The organism is Rhizobium sp. AN73, assembly GCF_030757975.1.
Lineage (GTDB): Bacteria > Pseudomonadota > Alphaproteobacteria > Rhizobiales > Rhizobiaceae > Agrobacterium > Agrobacterium arsenijevicii.
In genome coordinates this window covers 1,015,818-1,035,945 of sequence record NZ_JARWME010000001.1, presented here as the reverse complement: position 1 = coordinate 1,035,945, position 20,128 = coordinate 1,015,818, and the positions used below count along the sequence as shown (strand labels likewise).

Here is a 20,128-nt window from a genome sequence, read left to right as displayed (position 1 = left end):
AGCAAGAGGCGTGCCAGTTTGTTATACGGAAGCTATACTATTGGAAATAAAACTGAATTTCAGAAATTCCGTCAGGCGATTAAATTTCAACCAGCCGCAATTTTGTCTATCGTTTGCGCAACTGGAAAAATTCCGCGCTTGAAATTTGCGCAGCTGGCCCGGCTGAGCTGCTCTCAGGCCTCGCCTTGAGAGGTGGAAACAGCGGCAGAACTGCGCACGGAAAAGCCATTCACATACCCTGTAATGTCAGCGGGATCGAAGACGAAGCCGTCCACAAAACGGTCGCCCTCGTCCTGTCCTTCGATACGAATATCGGCATCATCAGGCGCATTGGCATCGCCCAGCGCCGCCCGATAAATATCCGGCCGGTAAGCGGACAGGGCGGCTTCCACGCCACTTTGCGAAAACTCCGCCTGCCCCCAGCGGATCATCTGGCTGTAAATCCACAATGCCTGGCTCTGGCGCGGATAATTGGCGTGGCCGCCGTGGAAGAGGAAATATTTGTCGATGACCCGGCGGTTGCCCTGGCTGTCGATGTTGAATTCACCGGCAAGCACATGACGGATGATGCTTTCCGGCGCACCGATATAGCGGGGATCAGCAAGCACCCGGCTCAGGTCGTCGTGATTTTCCGCAACATCACACCAACGTGCGGCAGCATCGAGCGCCGTCAGCAGCCGGCCGACCGTTTCCTGCTGGCTTTCAGCCCATTCCGGCCGCATGCCGATGACTTTTTCGGGTGCGGAAGGCCACAAATCCTGCTTGGCGGCGACGATCCTGCCAACGCCCCGTTCTGCGGCAACGATGTTCCATGGCGCGCCGACGCAGAAACCGTCGATGGCGCCCGCCGCCAGCGCATCCGAGGTCAATGGCGGCGGCACGACCACCAGCTTGACGTCGTGATCGGGATGAATGCCGCCGGCCGCGAGCCAGTAGCGAAATTCGTAATTATGCGACGAAAACGGATAGGTCATGCCGAGCGTCGGCGGAGCCTCGCCCCGCGCCCGCATATCATCGAGCACCCGCTTCAAGGCCTTCGCGTTTTCAAGCGCTCCCGCCGTTTCGGAAAGCCCCGTCAACGCCTTCATCCGGGTAAAAAGCCGCGTCGAAAGCGTGATGGCATTGCCGCCGCGCCCGAGAGAAAATGGCGTTATCGTCGGTGAGGGGTTGGAGCCTAGCCCGAGCATGGAGGCGACGGGCATCGGCGACAGCATATGGGCGATGTCGAATTGGCGGAACGCCAGCCGGTCGCGCACATTCGCCCAGGACACATCCTTGACGAGATCGAGCGACAGGCCCTCCCGTTCGGCAAAGCCAAATTCAGCCGCCGCGATCAGGACGGAGGCGTCAACAAGCGGGATGAAACCTGCACGCAGGATTTTCTGCCGGTCGCTGCCCACGATTGTCGGCGCACCCGCAGCTTGCGTCATCCCACCTTTTGACCCGGCCGTTTTTTCCTGTGCCGCCATATCATACACTCCTCGACTGTCCCGCCGGCGGGTTTGTCACATCAACAGACCGGCCGCGGTGACCACGCTTTGCGCGATCTCGGATATTTTCTTTTTCTCGTTCATTGCCGTTTGCCGCAAAAGCGCAAAGGCCTCCTCTTCGGAAAGGCCGCGCATCTTCATCAAAATGCCCTTGGCGCGCTCGATCACCTTGCGCTCCTCCAGCGCGGATTTGGCTTCGGCAAGTTCCTGTCGCAAACGGCTGAAAGCGTTGAAGCGGCTGACCGCCATATCGAGAATGGGTTTGACCCGCTCTTTCTTCAGCCCGTCGACGACATAGGCGGAAACCCCCGCCTCGACGGCCGCCTCGATGGAGGCCGTGTCGGAGCGGTCAACAAACATGGCGATCGGCCGGCCGACCGTGCGCGTCAGCTGGAACAGATGCTCCATCATGTCGCGGTTGGGATTTTCAAGATCGATGAAGATGACATCCGGCTGCAGCGTCTCGATTGTCCGCGCCACACCGTGCACCTCATGGATGACCGTCACCCGTTGATATCCAGCCTCGCGCAGCCCCTCCTCGATGATCGAGGCGCGGATCGCGTTTTCGTCTATAACGAGAATGGTGAGGTCGCGAAGCGTCATGTCAGCATTGATGACGCACCGCAACAAACTTGGCAATCAGCCGCCGATACAAAAATGGGGCGGATGTGAAAGGGACGTTTTCGTCCCGCTCCGCCTGATATCTCAGGATGCGCGTTCGAGCGCCTTCAAAACCGTTCTTTCGGAGAGATTGAGGTAGAGTTCCATCTCGTCGCCGGCTTCAGTCGCCTTGCCTTCTTCCATCAGCGACAGGATCTTGCTGTTCATGTCCACAAAGGGGGAATGCAGTTGCTCCGGGTCTTTCAGCAGGCCGAAACAAAGCCCTCAGCTCGGCGGCAATGCGCTCGTAAAAATCGCTGAGACGGGCGCTGTCGAGAAGATCGACCACGGCGGCATGGAACTTCATGTTGGCGCTGCCAACACCCAGCCAATCCGCCTCTTCGCGCTTTATCTTCGCGTCATCGACCGCCACTTGCATTGCCCTTATGGCCGGGTGCTTGTGCCAGGCCTGACGCAACGCGCCGCATTCCACCATGCGTCGTACCCGATAAATGTCGATCACCGAAGCCATGGTCGGAACCGCGACAAAAACGCCGCGATTGGCCTCGTGGCGCAACAGGCCGTCCTTGGTCAAAAGACGGAAGGCTTCGCGCAGCGAATTGCGGGAGACGTCGAAACGCTCGCTGAAGGCTGCTTCCGAAAGGCGCTGCCCCGGCATCAGCTCGCCGGAAATCAGCAGGGTGCGGATATCCTTCGCCAATCGATCCGCAAGCGGCAGACCCTCTATCGTTTCCGTCATGGCGCTTTCCTTAAGAGCAATGCAGCATTGGGAATTCCGTGACAGGCATGTTCGGGCACGGCATGATTGCCCATAGCACAAAGCTTCAGCAAATCGCCAAAAAAACGTGACTAAATCATGCTCATAACGTCCAACAAATAGACAATATAAAAGAACGATACCTTTATATTGTTGAACAATGTTGACAATTTCATGGAACAAGACAAGATCGGCGGAATAAAGCATCCGCGAGGGGCGGATTGCGACAGAAGCGGAGAAAATCCATGGAGCAGAAAGAGCCCATGCTTGCCGACCCGAACGAGGTTGCGCAGAAGGCAAGGAACAAGCGTTACGCCCTACTTTCGGCAATGTTCTTGATGTCGATGTCCGCCGTGGGGCCGGGCTTCATCACCCAGACGGCGAATTTCACGGTGAAACTGGGCGCCGCGTTCGCGTTCGCCATTCTCATTTCCATCCTGATCGACTTCGTCGTGCAGGCCAATATCTGGCGTATCGTCACCATCACCCGCATGCGGGCACCGGCCATCGCCAATGCCGCCATTCCGGGTTCGGGTTATCTGCTCGCCATCCTCGTCATCATCGGCGGCCTGTTCTTTAATGTCGGCAATATCGGCGGCGCCGGCCTCGGCTTCAACGCCATGATCGATCTCGATCCGAAGATCGGCGGCGCGATCGGCGCGCTGGCGGCCATCGGCATCTTCCTGTCCCGCCGGGCGGGCATCGCCATGGACCGTGTCGTTTTCGTGGCCGCTTTCGTCAAGCTCGCGCTGATCGTTTATGCGGCTTATGTCTCCGGCCCGCCGGTTGCGGAAGCCTTCCGCCAGACCTTCCTGCCAGACACCATCGATTTCGTCACCATCACCACCATCGTCGGTGGCACGGTCGGCGGTTACATCACCTATGCCGGCGCACACCGCCTGCTGGACAAGGGAATGGTCGGCGTTGAAAACATCAGCGCTGTCAATCGCGCCGCACTCAGCGGCATCGCCATTACCGGCGTGCTGCGCTACGTGCTCTTTCTCGCCATTCTCGGCGTCGTCGCAAGCGGCGTAGTCATCGATCTCTCGGGCAAGGCAGCAAACCCGGCAGGCCAGGCTTTCCATGCCGCAGCCGGCGGCGTCGGCTTCCGCCTGTTCGGCGCGGTCTTCCTTGCCTCGGCCATGACCAGCATCATCGGCGCGGCCTATACCTCCGTCTCGTTCCTCACCGCTTTCAAGCCTGATATGACGGAACGCCAGCGCAATTTGGCCACCGTCGGCTTCATCGCCATTTCGCTGATCGCCTACGTCATTATCACCACACCGCCCGCAGCCATGCTCGTCTTTGTCGGCGGCCTGAACGGTCTCGTTCTGCCGATCGGCCTTTCGATCTTCATGTATGCCGCATGGAAACGCGCCGATCTGATGCACGGCTACCGCTACCCGCGCTGGCTGCTCGTGCTTGGCGTGCTGACCTGCGTACTCACCTGGTATATGGCCTATAAGTCGGCAGGCGCGATCTTTGCCCTGCTCGGCTACTGATAAATTAAAGGGAGGCAAACATGGCCGCTATCGATCTCAACAGCGATCTTGGCGAAAGTTACGGCGCGTGGAGCATGGGGGACGATGAGGCGATGCTCGCCATCGTTTCCAGCGCCAACATCGCCTGCGGATTTCACGCAGGCGACCCGGCCGGCATCTACCGCACCGTCAAGGCCGCTGCCGAAAAAGGCGTGGTTGTCGGCGCCCATGTCTCCTACCCGGATCGCGTCGGCTTTGGCCGCCGCGATCTGGACGTGACCTCGGATGAGCTGATCGCCGATGTCATCTACCAGATCGGCGCGCTGAAGGGCGTCGCAACTGCGGCCGGAACAACGGTGCGCTACGTGAAGCCGCATGGCGCGCTTTACAACCGTATTGCCAATGACGCGAAACAGGGCCAGGCGGTCATCGACGGCATCAAGGCCGTCGATCCTTCGCTGGTGCTGATGGGTCTTGCCAATGCGCCCATCCTCAATCTCGCCCGTAAGGCAGGTATTGCCGTTGTCGCCGAAGCCTTCGCGGATCGCGCCTACACACCGCAAGGCCAGCTCGTCTCGCGCCGTGAAGCCGGTGCCGTTCTGCACGACGCCGCAAAAATCGCTGACCGTATGGTGCGGCTTGCCCGTGAAGGCACACTCGAGGCCATCGACGGCAGCATCATAAAAATCGAGGCGCAATCCATCTGCGTGCATGGTGACAGCCCCGGCGCGGTCGCAATCGCCCAGGAAATCCGTCGCCGTTTCGAAGCCGAAGGCATCGAAATTCGCTCTTTCGCACCTACTCTTTAAAAGGGGCGGCCAATGACGATACCCACATCCTTTCTAAACCACACGGACGCGGAAGCCGCACGAAAAGCCCGCGCCACCTATCGCGACGGTCTTATTGCGCCGACCTCCGGCATCGCTCCCGGCTTCACGCAGGCCAACATGATCGTGCTTCCGCGCGACTGGGCCTTCGATTTCCTGCTTTATGCGCAGCGCAATCCCAAGCCCTGCCCGGTGCTCGATGTTTCCGATCCCGGCTCACCCACCACACTTCTCGCCCCCGGTGCCGATCTCAGGACCGACCTACCGCTTTACCGCATCTGGCGGGACGGCAAGCTTGCCGAGGAAACGGCGGATGCAACGGCAGCCTGGGCAGAGCGTGACGATCTCGTCGCATTTCTGATCGGCTGCAGCTTCACCTTCGAAACGCCGATGGTCGAAGCGGGCATCGAAATCCGTCACATGACCGACAAGAGCAACGTTCCGATGTACCTGACCAACCGGCCCTGCCGCCCGGCCGGACGTTTTAAGGGCAACATGGTCGTTTCCATGCGGCCGATCCCCGCGTCACGGGTGGCAGATGCCGCAACCATTTCCGGGCGTTTCCCGGCGGTTCACGGCGCGCCCGTGCATGTCGGTGCGCCGGAAGAAATCGGCATAGCCGATCTAGCAAAACCGGATTTCGGCGATGCGGTGCGGATCGAGCCCGGTGAGGTTCCGGTGTTCTGGGCCTGCGGCGTGACGCCTCAGGCTGCCGTCATGGCATCCGGCGTACCCTTTGCGATCACCCATGCGCCCGGACACATGTTCATCACCGACATTCCCGATTCCGCCTATCACGCGTGAGGATATGATGCGCTTTCTCCCCGTCAGCCTCACCACCATTCTTGTCGAACTTGCCGATCTTGACGAAACGCTGGCGCTTTTCGCTTCGCTTCAGAACGATCCGGTCGAAGGCATCGAAGAGACGGTTCCGGCCGCCCGAACATTGATGATCCGCTTCCGTCCAGAAAAGATTGGCGCGGAAGCGCTGGTCGCCCGGCTTGCAAGCCGTGATCTTTCGGCAAAAATCGCGCCTTCGGACAATCTGGTGGAAATCCCCGTCCATTATAACGGTGAAGACCTGGCCGACGTTGCCGCGTTGACCGGCATGAGCGTCGACGAGGTCATTCGCCGCCACACCGAAAGCGAATTCACCGTGGCCTTTTGCGGTTTCGCTCCCGGTTTCGGTTATCTGGTCGGCGGCGATCCGGCACTACATGTGCCGCGCCGTCAAAGCCCGCGCACCCGCATTCCGGCGGGTTCGGTAGCACTGGCCGGCGCCTTCAGCGGCGTCTATCCGCAAAACAGCCCCGGCGGCTGGCAGATCATCGGCACCACGCCGGAAAAGATGTGGGATATCGACCGCGATCCCGGCGCGCTTTTCCAACCGGGTTATCGTGTACGTTTCTTCGATATGGACAAGGCCGGAAGAACGGTTGATGTCCCTGCCCCGGCACCGCGCACCTCCCGGCCGGAGACCACAAAAGAAGGCCCGCATTTCGAGGTGCTCGCAGCACCCATGCCCGCCATTTTTCAGGATCTCGGACGCTTCGGCCAGACCGGACAGGGCGTATCGGCTTCCGGCGCGCTGGATCGCGGCGCTTTTAATGCCGCCAACCGTATCGTCGGCAACCCCGTCAACACGCCGTGCCTCGAACTGACGCTCGGCGGGTTTTCCTTCAAAAGCACAAGCCGCGCCGTCATCGGCATTGCCGGCGCGCCCTGCCCCGTCACGATCACGACGGCGGATCGCAGTTTGTCCGCGCAAAGCTATGTTCCCGTCTCCCTCGAACCCGGCGATGTGGTCACCTTGGGCCAACCGCCAAAAGGCATGCGCTGTTATCTTGCCGTGCGCGGTGGGTTCGATGTAGAGCCCGTGCTGGGCAGTTTTGCGACGGATACACTTGCCGTGGTCGGCCCCGAAAGCGTGACCGCAGGTACGATCCTGCTGCTGAAGGGTGAAAAGAACAATCTCTCCAGCGTGTCGATCGATGAGGCTCCAGCCTTTGATCCGCCCGTAACCGGTGATGTCGTGACACTCGACGTCGTTCTCGGGCCGCGTACCGACTGGTTCACGCAAAAGGGCCTCGATACGCTGACCGGCCAGCTCTGGCAGGTCACGCCGCAATCGAACCGGGTCGGCATCCGTCTTGCAGGCGAGGTGCCTATGGAGCGCAGGGACAGCGCCGAATTGCCGAGCGAAGGCACGGCCACCGGGGCAATCCAGATTCCCCATAGTGGCCAGCCCGTACTGTTCCTCGCCGATCATCCGCTGACCGGCGGTTATCCCGTCATCGGCGCGGTCGCCGAATATCATCTCGATCTTGCGGGGCAAATCCCCGTCAACGCCAAAATCCAGTTCCGCCCGATCGGCCCCTTCGCCGAAATCGCCGCGGCCAAAAGTCTGTAGGGAGAATAGCGATGAAAAAAGTGCTGATTGCCAATCGCGGCGAGATCGCGATGCGGATCATCCGTGCATGCCGCGATTACGGCCTGCAATCGGTCGCCGTTTATGCCGACCCCGATCAGGATGCTCTTTTCGTCCGGCTGGCGGATGAGGCCTATGCGCTGGAGGGCATACGCCCCGCCGAGACCTATCTCGATATCGCCAAGCTGATCGCGATTGCCAAACGTGCCGGTGCGGACGCCGTGCATCCCGGTTACGGTTTTCTGTCCGAGCGCGCCGAATTTGCGCAGTCGGTTATCGACGCCGGCCTGAGCTGGATCGGTCCGGACCCACATGTCATCGAAGCCTTGGGTGACAAGGTCGAAGCACGCCGCATCGCCACCGGCGTTGGCGCGCCGCTTGTCGCCGGAAGCGACGGCCCGGTCTCCACCGCCGCCGAAGTGACCGCCTTTGCCGAAGAACACGGCCTGCCCGTCGCCATCAAGGCGGCGCATGGCGGTGGCGGTCGCGGCCTGAAGGTTGCGTGGAAGATGGAAGAGATCGCCGATCTCTACGAATCTGCCGTTCGCGAAGCGACGGCCGCTTTTGGTCGCGGTGAATGTTTTCTCGAACGTTTCCTCGACCGGCCCCGCCACATCGAGGCGCAGGTTCTGGCCGACAAGCACGGCAATGTGCTCGTGCTCGGCACCCGCGATTGTTCGCTGCAACGCCGGAACCAAAAGCTGATCGAAGAGGCCCCGGCTCCATTCCTGTCTGCCGAGCAGCGACAGAAAATCCACGATGCGGCAAAGGCGATCTGCGCTGCTGCCGGTTATTCCGGTGCTGGCACCGTCGAATTCCTGCTCGGCGTCGATGGCACGATTTCATTCCTGGAGGTCAATACGCGCCTGCAGGTGGAACATCCCGTCACCGAGGAGACGACCGGCATCGATCTCGTCATCGAACAGTTCCGTATTGCCGAAGGCCACGAGCTGCGGGTGCTTGAAACGCCGGAACCGCGCGGCCACTCGATGGAATTCCGCATCAATGCCGAAGATCCCGGTCGGGGGTTCCTGCCGACACCTGGCTCAATCTCGGTTTTCGATGCGCCTTCCGGCCCCGGCATCCGCGTGGATAGCGGCGTTGTCAGCGGCTCCAGTGTGCCGGGTGTGTTCGACTCGCTGATGGCAAAACTCATCGTCACGGGCGCGGACCGCGATCAGGTTCTGCGCCGCGCCCGCCGCGCGCTGAAGGAATTCCGCATCGAAGGTATCGCCACGGTCCTGCCGTTCCATCGCGCCGCAATCGAGACTGATGACTTCATCGGCACTGACGGATTCAAGGTTCACACCCGCTGGATCGAGACCGATTTCGCCGCCATGCCGGATGCCATGGAACGACCGGCACCGGCTGAGGATCCTTCCATTACCCGCACTTTTCTCGAAATCGACGGCAAGCGTGTCTCGGTCGGCCTGCCCAACCTGCTGCTCTCCGGCCTCGGTGCTGTCAGCGGCGGCAATGCAACGGCCCCCGGTGCAACGGTCAAAGAGAAGGAAGGCGAAATCACTGCGCCCGTTTCCGGCACCTTGCAATCCTTCAAGGTCAAGGATGGCGAAGCCGTTTCCAAAGGCGATCTTCTGGCCGTCATGGAAGCCATGAAGATGGAAACACAAATCGTCGCGACGAAGGCCGGCAAGGTCCGCCTGATCGTCAAGGAAGGCGATTATCTGCAGGCCGGCGCGGCACTTCTGGAAATTGCCGACTAGCACATAGACGAGGCCACCGCCCCATCCGGGAAGCCGCCTCCCCCACAATCGAAGCTCGGTCGATACCGGCGGCGGAACCCTTTCGCCGCCGGTCCGTTTATGGCGCGACCTGCTAACCAACGTGAGGGAAATATGGCCGGACGCACCTTGCTTCAGTTCTTCCATTGGTATTATCCAGACGGAGGGAAATTATGGAGCGAGGTGGCCGAAAAGGCCGAAAGCCTTGCCCGCATGGGCATCACCGATGTCTGGCTGCCACCAGCCTACAAGGGTGCCGCCGGCGGTTATTCGGTGGGTTACGACACCTATGATCTCTTTGACCTCGGCGAATTCGACCAAAAGGGCACCATAGCGACCAAATATGGTGATCGCGCCGCTCTCGAACAGGCTGGCCGAACGCTGAAGGAAAACGGCATTCGCGTCATTCATGACGTGGTTCTCAATCACAAGATGGGTGCGGATGAAAAGGAGAAGGTGCGGGTTCGCCGCGTCAATCCCGAAGACCGCACCGAGATAGACGACGAGGATTTCGAAGCGCTCGCCTATACGCGCTTCACCTTTCCGGGCCGCAACGGCACACATTCCAAATTCATCTGGGACCTCAAGTGCTTCAGCGGTGTCGACCACATCGAGGAGCCAAACGAGGACGGCATTTTCCGCCTCGTCAACGAGTACGGCGATGGCGAGTGGAATGAAGAGGTCGATGAGGAAAACGGCAACTTCGACTATCTGATGGGCGCGGATGTCGAATTCCGAAACAGGGCCGTTTACGAGGAACTGAAATATTGGGGCCGTTGGCTTGCCGGGCAGGTGCAGGTGGATGGCTTCCGTCTGGATGCCGCCAAACATATTCCAGCCTGGTTCTTCCGCGACTGGGTCGGCCATATGCGCGACACGGTCGATCCCGGTCTTTTCGTCGTCGCTGAATATTGGCACCCCGACATAGAGGCGCTGAAAAGCTATCTCGATCTGGTCGACAAACAGCTCATGCTGTTTGATGTCGCCCTTCACCACCGCTTCCACGACGCCTCCAAACAGGGCGGCGATTTTGACATGCGCACCATCTTCGACGGATCGCTGGTTTCGGCTGTTCCCGACCACGCTGTCACGCTTGTCGACAACCATGACACACAGCCGCTGCAATCTCTGGAAGCGCCGGTGGAGCCGTGGTTCAAGCCTCTGGCCTATGCGATCATCCTGCTGCGCGAACAGGGCGTTCCGTGCGTCTTTTATCCCGATCTGTTCGGCACCCGTTACACCGACACCGGCAATGACGGCAACGAGTATGAGATCGACATGCCGGCTATCGAATGCCTGCCGAAACTCATCGAGGCGCGCAGCGGCTTTGCCAACGGCGCCCAGACGGATATTCTCGACGATCCGAGCTGCATTGCCTTTATTCGCCACGGCACTGCCGATGAGCCGGGCTGCGTGGTGGTGATGTCAAACGGCGAGCCGGCGGAAAAACAGATCTATCTCGGCTCCGAACAGGCAGGGGCGGTGTGGCGCGACTTTCTCGGTCACCGTGACGAGCAGATCGCCCTTGATGATCAAGGCAAGGGTCTGTTCCCCACCAATGGCGGCAGCGTCAGCGTCTGGGTTCCGGCCGACGCGGAGTGAGGACAATAGCTTTTAAAACAGCAAGCCAAGAAACCTCGTTCATTCAGCCGGTACAAGGCGACGCGGACCTGCCCCGTCGCCACCCAGAATATCGCCGGGATTGCGCAAGGGACAGTCGTCCAGAGAGAGGCAACCGCAGCCGATGCAGCCGGTAAGCTGGTCGCGCAACTGAAGCAGGCTGTCGATGCGAAGCTGGAGCATCTCGCGCCAGGACTCGGAGAACCTGCGCCAGTCCTCCGCCGTCGGTACGTGGTCGTGCGGCAAATCCGCCATGGCATCCCGGATGATGCTGAGCTGGATACCGGCCCGCTGGGCGATGCGGATGATGGCGATACGCCGCAGGACGGCGCGATGATAACGGCGCTGGTTTCCGGCGGTACGCCATCCCTCGATCAACCCCTTCGCCTCATAAAAATGAATGGTCGAAACGGCGATGCCACAGCGACGGGCCACATCGCCAACCGTCAGGCTGCGTTTGAATGCGGTATTTTCCATTCCACGGCTCCTGTTTAAAGACCAGCCGATATAATTCCTCAACCATGCTTGAGGTCAATGGGCATTGGCTGTTCGACAAAGAGGAAGCAACAAAAAAGAGGCGCTGAATGGGCGCCTCTTCAATGTCATAAAAACGGACGATGCCCGGATCAGAATTTCGCTGTCATGCTGATCCAGAAACGGCGGCCTTCCATGACCGTGTTGAAATCGTCGGTGCCGACATCCTTGTCGAAGACATTGTAGACGGCAGCATTGAGATCGACATTTTCAGCCAGCGCATATTTCGCCCCGATATCGAGGGTGGTGTAGGCGTCATATTTGCGCCCGGCCTTGCCGTTGATCGTGACCGGCTTGCCATTCGTGCCGATGCGCGGGCCGGCATTGATTTCCGATCCGTGGTAATTCACCGATACCCAGGCTTCCAGCCCCTCAACCGGGGTGACCCATTCACCCCTCAGATTGGCCATGTGCTCCGGTGTACGCGCCAGCGGAAAACCTTCGTAATCGCCGGTCTTCTGTTCGGAATGCGTGTAGGTGTAGTTACCGCGCAGCGTCAGTTCCGGCGTCGCATACCATGCCGCCGTCAGCTCCACCCCCTGAATGACCGCATCGTCGATATTGTAGTTATACCAGAGGCGATAGTTGCGGTCTTCGCTCCAGCGGGCCGGCGTTCCATCCGGATTGAGCACCAGCGCGTTGGAAATCTTGTCCTTGAAATCGGTGTAGAAATAGGTGGCGCCAAGGGCGACATCGCCATTGTCCCAGAGCGCTGCCAATTCATAACTCGTGCTCTTTTCCGCTTCCAGACCCGGATCGCCGATGATCACGCCGCAGGTGCCGGCAGGGCCATAGGTGCACCCGCCGCCGCCCGTCGTATAGGCATAACCCGGTGCGATCTGGCGGATTTCAGGCGCGCGGAAACCGGTGGAAATACCACCCTTGACCGTCAACTCATCCGTCGCGCTCCAGACGCCATAAAGGCGCGGGCTGAAATGATTGCCGTATTTTTCGTGATTATCGAGACGAAGACCGCCCGTCAGCGCAAAATTATCGACAATGCGCCATTCATCCTCGACAAACAGCGCCCATTGCGTCGCCGAGAAAGTTTCGTCGCGCCCGGTGCGGCGTCCCGGATTCTGGTCGTTCAGCCGGGCCTCGAAATATTGACCGCCCGTGACAAGCGTATGGCCGCCGAACAACTCGAAGGGCGTGGTGAACTTGCCGTCGAGAACGGTGTTGCGAACCTCCGGCGAGCGCGGGTTTTCAGTAACGCGTCCCGTGCGGACGTTTCTGGTGAAGTTGGTGCGCTCGGCCCATTCCTGCTGGAAGGAGAATTCGGATGTGGTCGGCCCCCACCGGCCGGTATGCGACAATGACCAATGGTCGCGCGTATTGGTGTTGTAGGTGCCGTTGGCATCAGTCGCCGCCAGCGAATCACCGGGTTCGGCACTGCGGCGCAACCGCGCCTTGCCGCCCTCGAGATAAATGTCGTGATCTTCGTTCGGCGTGAAGGTCAGACGGCCGTTGAAATCATATTCCTTCGCGGCGGTTGTTCCGTTCAGAATACGGTCTTCGCCGCGGGTAAAGCCCCTGCCCCAGATCTGCAGGCCCAGCCGATCCTTCAGGATCGGCCCATTGGCATACCAGGAGACCTGACCGCTATTGCCGAATTTGGAATGCTGCTGAACCGTGCCCTCGGTGGTGACGGAGCCTGACCAGACGTCACCGACCTTGCGGGTGATGATGTTGATGACGCCGCCCATGGCATCGGAACCGTAAAGCGAGGACATCGGGCCGCGCACGACCTCTATGCGCTCGATTGCCGACACCGGCGGCACGAAACTCTGTTCGAAGCCGGAGTTTCCATTGGTGCGGGCATCGCGGGTGCTCTGTCGTTTGCCGTCAACGAGGATCAGCGTGTAAGCGCCAGGCAATCCACGAATGAAAATGTCCTTTTCGTTGGCGATGCCGGTGACTGACACGCCTTGAACTTCGCGTAAGGCATCGGTCAGATCGCGATAAGAGCCCTTTTCGAGATCCTCCCGCGTCACAACCGTGATGCTGGCGGGAGCGTCCTTCACATTCTGCTCGAAGCCCGACGCGGTTACCACAATCTGCTGAAGAACGGTGGTTCCTTGGGTCGCCTGCTGTGCGAAAGCAGGCAAGGCAACGCTGAGAGCCGTTCCCGCCATCGCGGCCGAAAGTCCGGCCTTCATGATCGTCGCGGCCCTATCCTGACCGCGGTACTTCAATTCCATGTTATGCCCCCGCATTTAACTTGAGAAATTAACCCCACTTATTTAGGAGGGGGATCAGGTGCAATGCGTTTGTTTTCGAACGGTTCTAAATTCCATAAATTGCAAAAAGGGCTCCCAGATTGGGAGCGGAGTTAAAAAAACCGCAAGATGACAACCGAAAAGAGAAAAGAAGAACCAGCCTCCCCAACCAAACCTGACCGGCTTGGGCAGCTGAAATTACTTGTCGCTTTTGATGCGTTGCTTCGGGAAGGAAGTGTCAGCCGCGCTGCGGCCGGCATGGGACTGCCAATCTCGTCGATGAGCCGAATATTGCAGCAGCTGCGGGAGAAATACGACGACCAGTTATTTGTGCGTACCGGCCAGGGTTTGCGCCCTACCCCCTTTGCAGAAAACATGCGGCTGCGCATCCGCTCGCTGGCGGCGGAGGCGGAAAACCTGATCGATTATTCACAGGAAAAACCGGCAGCCTCCGCCGCTGCCAATGTTAGCGGCTGGGAACGGCCGGTGCTGATGAAGGCGCCGCCTCTTTCGCTACGCCCAAGCGTTCTTCTGGAAGGGCAGCCGACACCGGAAAATATAGCGGACCGCCTTGCCCGCATCGGCCACAATGCCGATCCGCAGCACAGGCTCGCCAAATATATCGCAACCTCGGCGATGGGTATCGGCAATAGCCGTCCGCTTGCCCAGGAGGAGGCGATGGATGCGCTCTCGATCATTCTCGATGGCGATGCCGACCCCATACAGATCGGGGCGCTGCTCGCGACCATGCATTATCGCGGCGTGACCGCGGCGGAACTTGCCGGTTTCATAAAAGCCATGTGGCGGCATATCGAAAGGGACCGGCAGCAGCCCGCGTCGGTGGATCTGGACTGGCCTGCCTATATGTCGCCGAAACATCGCGACGCGCCGTGGTTCCTGCATTCCGCCCGCCTCGTTGCCATGGCGGGATATAGCGTCCTGCTGCATGGGCACGTGGGCCAGGGAGAAAACGGCGGCAAGCTCGAACTCGCGGCGCAGGCATGCGGAATTCCGCTTTGCCAGTCTCTTTCGCAGGCTGCAAAAGCGACGGCCACGGAAGGCATCGCCTATCTGCCGATCGGCGGGCTGTCTTTACAATTTCAGAGCCTGCTTGGCCTGCACGGTATTCTGGAGATGCGCCTGCCACTGAATACCGTCGTGCATCTTCTCAATCCGCTTCGCGCCAGAAACGTCATCATCGGTGTCGCCCGTCCCTCCTATCAGGAGCTTCATCGCGACACGGCGCGGCTGCTTTCCGTCGAGAACCTTGCCATTCTCGGCAATACGCGGGATTTCGCGCAATTCACGCCGTTCCGCAGCACTCGTATTTTCGGTCTTTCCAAGGGCAGGGATGTAGAGGTCGTCGTTCCCGCCCACGAAACGCCACCGGCTGAAATGCCGACCATGTTCACTACCTTCGAATATTGGCGGGCGGTCTGGACGGGAGCGGCCAGAGATGAGCGGGCGGAAACCATCATCATCTCCACGGCGGCCACCGCCCTGATGCTGGTCAACGATATGGCCCTGCCCTTTGAAGAGGCCTATGCCCGTAGCCTTCGGTTGTGGCACGACAGGACGCGCAATTTGATCAGTGCTTGACACCGAAATCCTTAAGTGTCCCCGTCGAGATAAGTGCCATACTGCACATAATCTGCGCTTGATTGCCCATCGATGATTTCCCTCGGCCGGCCCGCGCCGCCGGTCAGGTGGCCGCTCCCTTCAAGCCCCGCCTGCAAAAGCTTCTTAATGGCCGTCTGCCGGGGCAGGGCGTTATCCGCCATGTAGAGAGCGACGGCCAGCTCCATATCATCTGAAAAAATCATGTGGTCAGCAATCCGTTGCAGCAATAGAGCGGAAACGCGGAACCCTGGTGAAGGTTCAATTTCAGCGCATGGCCTTACCAAATTACCTGTGCGCATGCTGGGCAGTTTGCCAGTTGCAACGGATCGTTCTTCTCGGGAAAGCAGGACGCCTCCGGCTGGTGCAGCATTATCATTTCTGCTTCCTCCAGACCCGGTTCGCCAGACTTTGAAGCGCGTAAAAGTCACACTTTCCGGCCCTCGGTGGCAAGTTTCCGCTAAAAACGCCTCAGACTCAAGCGATTGAAACCAATCACGGAAAAACGCAAACGAAAGCTAATCGGCACTTAACTTTCATTACCTTGCATTAACCATAGGAGCCCCTCCGGCCACTATCTGTGTGTAAACACCAGCAGCCTTGCAACGAATCTCAGGGGTCTTGCGGAAACAAGATTAATGTAGCTCCAGATGGGGAGCTTCGCAAGCCGCTGCCGTTTTCCCTCGCCTGAACGAACTTACCCTACCATGCCTTTCTCCATCGTGTCCGTTCGCCCGCGTAACTGCGCCAGAAGCATGGCCTGAAGATCAAATCCACCCTCATGGGCCTTACGGGTCAGATTACGCAGATACCCGCCAAGCGAGCTGATCTGGTCAGCCTTTTGCAGCAGGCAAGCAAGGATAGCTGCTGTTCCCTGTCGGCCGAAGGCGGTGAGGGCCTCCTGGTAAGCCGAATGGCTGATGTTGAACATGGTTTTGATCACGGATGTTGCCACTTCCAGATCGCGCCAGCCGGTTACCGCTCCTCCGGGGGCATAGAGGGAAATATCCGGGCATGCCTTCAAAACCAAAACAATATCAGGAACAAAAAATTGCTTATGAGGAACTGGCTTTGGCTGCTGCGGGGAAGGTCTTGCACTGATGGGTGCAGCATATGCTGGCTGTACGACTGCCGTGTCGGTAGGTGCAACGATTGCCGGTTCACGCAAATCTTGCGGTTTAGATATGGATTCGGATTCTGAATTCTTTATGTGGCGCTCATTTTGGCAGTCATTGCCGCCCGATTTCTCCAATTTTTCAATATTTTCCAGATAGTTGGTCACTTCTGCGCGCAAAGAGACCAAGAAACCGGCGATTTCCTTGAGTTCAGCAGGCTTTGAGTTGCGGCCGAGGGATTGGGCAATGGCATTGTAGCGCGTCTGGAATCCTTCGGATGTCTCAACTTCACCGCTCTCGGCGATCATTTCGCAAAGCTTCTGGATATCCCGGCGGCAAAGGCTGATGTTTTCACGAAGGCGCTGAAGATCGAGCCGCTCGCGAACGATGCGTTCGGCGAGTTCTTCAATTTCCGATTTGCGGGCAAGAAGCGGCGCCAGTGAAAACCCGTAGGCTTCGCTGATTTCCCCTCCCCTATGTTTACGGGCGTAACGTTTTCCGTTCGGGCTATCCTTGCGGATGATGAGACCCGCCTCGACAAGAGCCGAGAGATGCCGGCGCAATGTCTGTTCCGCCATGCCGTGGGCACGCAGCGACAATTGCGTATTCGACGGAAAGACAACCAATCCGGCTTCGCTGGAGAGTTCGTTTTTCGGATAGAAACTCAAAAGCGCGTTCAATACCGCGAGAGAACGATCGGTCACACCGAGCAATGGCCTGGCTTCACAGACCGAACGATAGAGTTTCCATTTATCGACCGTTTCGGTCTTTTTGTTTTTCTGTGCGGCAAACTGCGTTGCGAGAACGCCAAATGACATCGCTCGCCGCCCAAAGGGCGTCGTTACACATGTGCTGTCCATGTCTTTCACCTTTCACAAGGCAAAAGAAAATCGCTCACCGAAAAATTCGATGCCAAGACTCTTGACTATGATTCGCGGAAATGAGATTCTTTGGTTGCTTAGATCAAAGAAAGGCTTCCGTGCGGCAACGTTCGGGGGCTTTTTTCTTTTGTGATGCGTCTCCTGTTAGTCGTAAGTGTTAGAAATCACTGCTTGGACCGGTATTCGGCAAACAGCGTCTGAAGATGTTCCAGAACGAAATCGGCAAATTCCGGTGCCTCGTTCTTGTCGATCGATATATCCAGCTTGCGGTCGCTCTCGACCACTTTCGCCAGTCTGCTGCCCGTTTCCGAAGACCAGACACCGGCTTTCTTCGCCTGTGCCTTAGGCTTCAGAAAATCCAGAAGCGATTTGAAACGATCTTCGGACAGAAGAGCGGCAACGGAAGGTTCCCTGACATAGGCGCGCGCTGCTTCCTTGACCTGTGACGAGGAAAGTTGATCTGCGAGATCCATCCAGTTACGGCGGCCGACAGTTGGCGCCGGACCGATAAGATCGACCAGATCCTCTGGAATGCGCCCGACAACCGACAGCATGTTGGAAAGATCGCCCTTGTGTAGCGACATCGCTGCCATGATGGTGTCACGTGGAAATCGTATCTGTAGTTTCTGGGCGAAACGCGCCTTTTCGATATAGGTAAGGTCGCGACGCTCGTTGTTTTCCTGTCCCTGGGCGACGACCAGCTGTTCATCGCTGAGATCGCGAACGACAGCCTTGACCGGAATACCCAGGTTGGAAACAGCGCGCAGACGGCGATGGCCGAAGGCAACCTGATAACGGCCGGGGAAATCGGGATGCGGGCGCACCAGAATGGGAACCTGTTGACCCTGATCGCGAATGGCTTCCACCAGGCCCGCATCCGCCTCTTCAGAGGCTGGCATGCGATCCGGTATGAAAGACGGGTCTATATCGCCAGGATTGAGCGAAACGATCGTCAGACCCTCTGCGAGCCGCTTTTCGATCTCTTCAGCACGCTTGGAGCGTTCCGATACTTCATTCAACGACTGGCCGATCATTCCGACCGGCGAGTTCAGGACATCCGTCACCAGTTCGGGAGAACCGAGGATGGGTCTGACACGTGGGCGGGACCGCTCGGGAGCGGCGTCGTTGTCTGTACCCGGCGTACCGAGATTTGCAAAAATCTGTTTTCTGCTCATGCTGCCCTACCCCACGCTTTTTTAATCAGTCCTTCGATTTCAGCGTTTACGTTGTTCATGGCTTCCAGCGCGCGATCATAAGTCGAGCGAGTGAACTGGGTTCTTTCCACCTCGAAAAGCGTCTGGTTGGTCAATCCGGCATCCGAAACGGCCGTGCTCTTCAGCATCGGGTGGATGAGGACATTTTCACCAAAGATCGAGCGCAGGAAAGCGACCATCTGGTTTTGCGGCCCATCGCTCGGTTCGAAGCGGGTGATCAGGTAACGCATCCAGTTATAGTCGGATCGAGCACCGGCCCGGCCGATTTCAGCGAGAAGATCGCCGGTCATGGCAAGGAACTGGTTCATGGACATCACATCCAGCATTTGCGGATGAACGGTAACGAGAACCGATGTCGCTGCCGTCAACGCCGAGAGCGTCAGATAGCCGAGTTGCGGTGGGCAATCGATGACGACAACGTCGTAGAAGTTCTGCGCCTGGGCGATTGCCTGACCGATACGGGCGAAAAATAACGTGTCGCCGGGTGCGCGGCGCATCAGTGCGCGCGGCGTGTCGTGTTCGAACTCCATAAGTTCCAGATTGCCCGGAACGATGTGAAGGTTGGGAATATAGGTGCCGCGAACGATCTCGGCGATCGGCCGGCGTTCGTCGTCGTAGCGGATCGCACCATAGAGCGTTTCATTCGGGCCGACATCCATTTCCGGCTGATGGCCGAAGAGAGCGGACAGACTGGCCTGCGGATCGAGATCGATGGCAAGAACCCGGTAGCCGCGCAGCGCCAGGTATTGAGCAAGATGCGCTGACGTCGTGGTCTTTCCCGAACCGCCTTTGAAGTTCATGACCGCGATGACCTGCAATTCCTCACCTTCACGACGGTGGGGCAGATAGCGGCGTGTACCGCGCGCGCCCTGATCGAGAAACCTTCTGATCTCGTCCATATCTTCAACCGAATAGGAACGACGGCCGGAGGCCTGCGCCGCATCCAGCTCCGGACGCTCGGCGGCGATCTGGCGAAGATAGGCTTCGCCGATACCGATCAACCGGGCGGTTTCCGCAGGAGAGAAGTGGCGCATGCTCTTTTCAGTATGCGGCGAAAACGTATTTGCATTATGCGCCTGCAATTGGGCTGACAACGCAGCCGAATGCTGTTGTATAAGGCTCGTCAGGTCGGGTGCCCCTGCAGCAAGTCTTGAGTCGGCACTCTGTGTCATGGATCTTCTTTCGCTCGAAATTGCAGTTGCGGTTTTTTTCGAAAAAGACGGTTTTTTCCGCAACTGAGATATAAGCGCCGATTCTCTTTTTGGCGCAATAGGCTTTTTTCCCAGATGCAAAAGTGCCGCTAAGGCATTGTGGAAGAATCAGATTTGCTTTTTGTGACAGCTTGTCGGTTAGCCGCGGCTAATTTCACTTTTGTCTTCTCTATGATGCAGTGCTCGAGCCCCTTTTTTGTCTGTTCCGATAGCGAGCGGGATGAAAGTTTGCCGCGGCTAACTTTGGTAGCCACCTGCCAATGCGTAATGGCTGATCCGATAGCGGAAAGTGAAGGGTGGACATTCGGAGGTGTTTAATCTCTACTCATTGACTAGAGTATCAATGGGTCCGGCGCCCACCGCCTGACTGT

At 58.6% G+C, this 20,128-nt stretch carries 15 protein-coding genes and 1 pseudogene; 7 read left to right on the top strand and 9 right to left on the bottom strand.

The annotated features are described in order from the left end of the window. Positions 1–173 precede the first annotated feature (173 nt). From RBH10_RS04545 to RBH10_RS04535, 3 genes and pseudogenes are all read right to left on the bottom strand, one after another. Positions 174–1,469: a CmpA/NrtA family ABC transporter substrate-binding protein gene (locus RBH10_RS04545; protein WP_281038676.1), complete on the bottom strand. Its 1,296-nt coding sequence runs from the start codon at positions 1,467–1,469 to the stop codon at positions 174–176. Positions 1,470–1,505: 36 nt separating this feature from the next. Further along, entirely contained in the window at positions 1,506–2,093 is a 588-nt protein-coding gene (locus RBH10_RS04540) for an ANTAR domain-containing response regulator (protein WP_045019816.1), read from the bottom strand. Between the two features lie 102 nt (positions 2,094–2,195). Then, positions 2,196–2,850 (bottom strand): annotated as a pseudogene (locus RBH10_RS04535) (GntR family transcriptional regulator). A 281-nt stretch (positions 2,851–3,131) separates the two neighbouring features. On the opposite strand from RBH10_RS04535, the gene RBH10_RS04530 reads away from it, so the two are divergent. The 6 genes from RBH10_RS04530 (at position 3,132) to amyA (ending at position 10,948) form a co-directional block, all read left to right on the top strand. Continuing rightward, positions 3,132–4,370 (top strand): NRAMP family divalent metal transporter, encoded by a 1,239-nt coding sequence (locus tag RBH10_RS04530; protein ID WP_372339780.1) that lies wholly within the window; start codon positions 3,132–3,134, stop codon positions 4,368–4,370. Between the two features lie 20 nt (positions 4,371–4,390). After that, the gene (locus RBH10_RS04525) at positions 4,391–5,158 is read left to right on the top strand and encodes a LamB/YcsF family protein (protein WP_281038673.1); all 768 of its coding nucleotides are present in this window, start codon (positions 4,391–4,393) and stop codon (positions 5,156–5,158) included. Positions 5,159–5,170: 12 nt separating this feature from the next. Further along, positions 5,171–5,980, top strand: a complete 810-nt coding sequence (locus tag RBH10_RS04520; protein ID WP_281038672.1) for a putative hydro-lyase — start codon at positions 5,171–5,173, stop codon at positions 5,978–5,980. Positions 5,981–5,987: 7 nt separating this feature from the next. Next, the gene (locus tag RBH10_RS04515) at positions 5,988–7,586 is read left to right on the top strand and encodes a 5-oxoprolinase/urea amidolyase family protein (RefSeq protein ID WP_281038671.1); all 1,599 of its coding nucleotides are present in this window, start codon (positions 5,988–5,990) and stop codon (positions 7,584–7,586) included. Positions 7,587–7,597: 11 nt separating this feature from the next. Then, entirely contained in the window at positions 7,598–9,328 is a 1,731-nt protein-coding gene (locus RBH10_RS04510) for a biotin carboxylase N-terminal domain-containing protein (RefSeq protein WP_281038670.1), read from the top strand. Between the two features lie 132 nt (positions 9,329–9,460). Next, complete coding sequence (gene amyA / locus RBH10_RS04505; protein WP_281038669.1) at positions 9,461–10,948, top strand: alpha-amylase; 1,488 nt, start codon at positions 9,461–9,463, stop codon at positions 10,946–10,948. Between the two features lie 39 nt (positions 10,949–10,987). Here amyA and soxR read toward each other — a convergent pair whose 3' ends face one another. Next, positions 10,988–11,443 carry a redox-sensitive transcriptional activator SoxR gene (soxR, locus tag RBH10_RS04500; protein WP_281038668.1) on the bottom strand — a complete coding sequence of 152 codons (456 nt, stop codon included), beginning with the start codon at positions 11,441–11,443 and terminating at the stop codon, positions 10,988–10,990. Positions 11,444–11,592: 149 nt separating this feature from the next. Then, positions 11,593–13,701 (bottom strand): TonB-dependent siderophore receptor, encoded by a 2,109-nt coding sequence (locus RBH10_RS04495; RefSeq protein WP_281038667.1) that lies wholly within the window; start codon positions 13,699–13,701, stop codon positions 11,593–11,595. 147 nt (positions 13,702–13,848) lie between these two features. On the opposite strand from RBH10_RS04495, the gene RBH10_RS04490 reads away from it, so the two are divergent. Continuing rightward, a complete protein-coding gene (locus tag RBH10_RS04490) occupies positions 13,849–15,318 on the top strand; it encodes a glycosyl transferase family protein (protein WP_281038666.1) in 1,470 nt (489 codons plus the stop codon). Between the two features lie 11 nt (positions 15,319–15,329). Here RBH10_RS04490 and RBH10_RS04485 read toward each other — a convergent pair whose 3' ends face one another. From RBH10_RS04485 to repA, 4 genes are all read right to left on the bottom strand, one after another. Next, a complete protein-coding gene (locus RBH10_RS04485; protein WP_281038665.1) occupies positions 15,330–15,542 on the bottom strand; it encodes a hypothetical protein in 213 nt (70 codons plus the stop codon). Between the two features lie 491 nt (positions 15,543–16,033). After that, positions 16,034–17,311 carry a plasmid replication protein RepC gene (gene repC / locus RBH10_RS04480; RefSeq protein WP_281038664.1) on the bottom strand — a complete coding sequence of 426 codons (1,278 nt, stop codon included), beginning with the start codon at positions 17,309–17,311 and terminating at the stop codon, positions 16,034–16,036. Between the two features lie 185 nt (positions 17,312–17,496). After that, entirely contained in the window at positions 17,497–18,507 is a 1,011-nt protein-coding gene (gene repB / locus RBH10_RS04475; protein WP_281038663.1) for a plasmid partitioning protein RepB, read from the bottom strand. Then, positions 18,504–19,718 (bottom strand): plasmid partitioning protein RepA, encoded by a 1,215-nt coding sequence (repA, locus tag RBH10_RS04470; RefSeq protein ID WP_281038662.1) that lies wholly within the window; start codon positions 19,716–19,718, stop codon positions 18,504–18,506. The genes repB and repA overlap by 4 nt, the downstream gene beginning before the upstream one ends. Positions 19,719–20,128 lie beyond the last annotated feature (410 nt).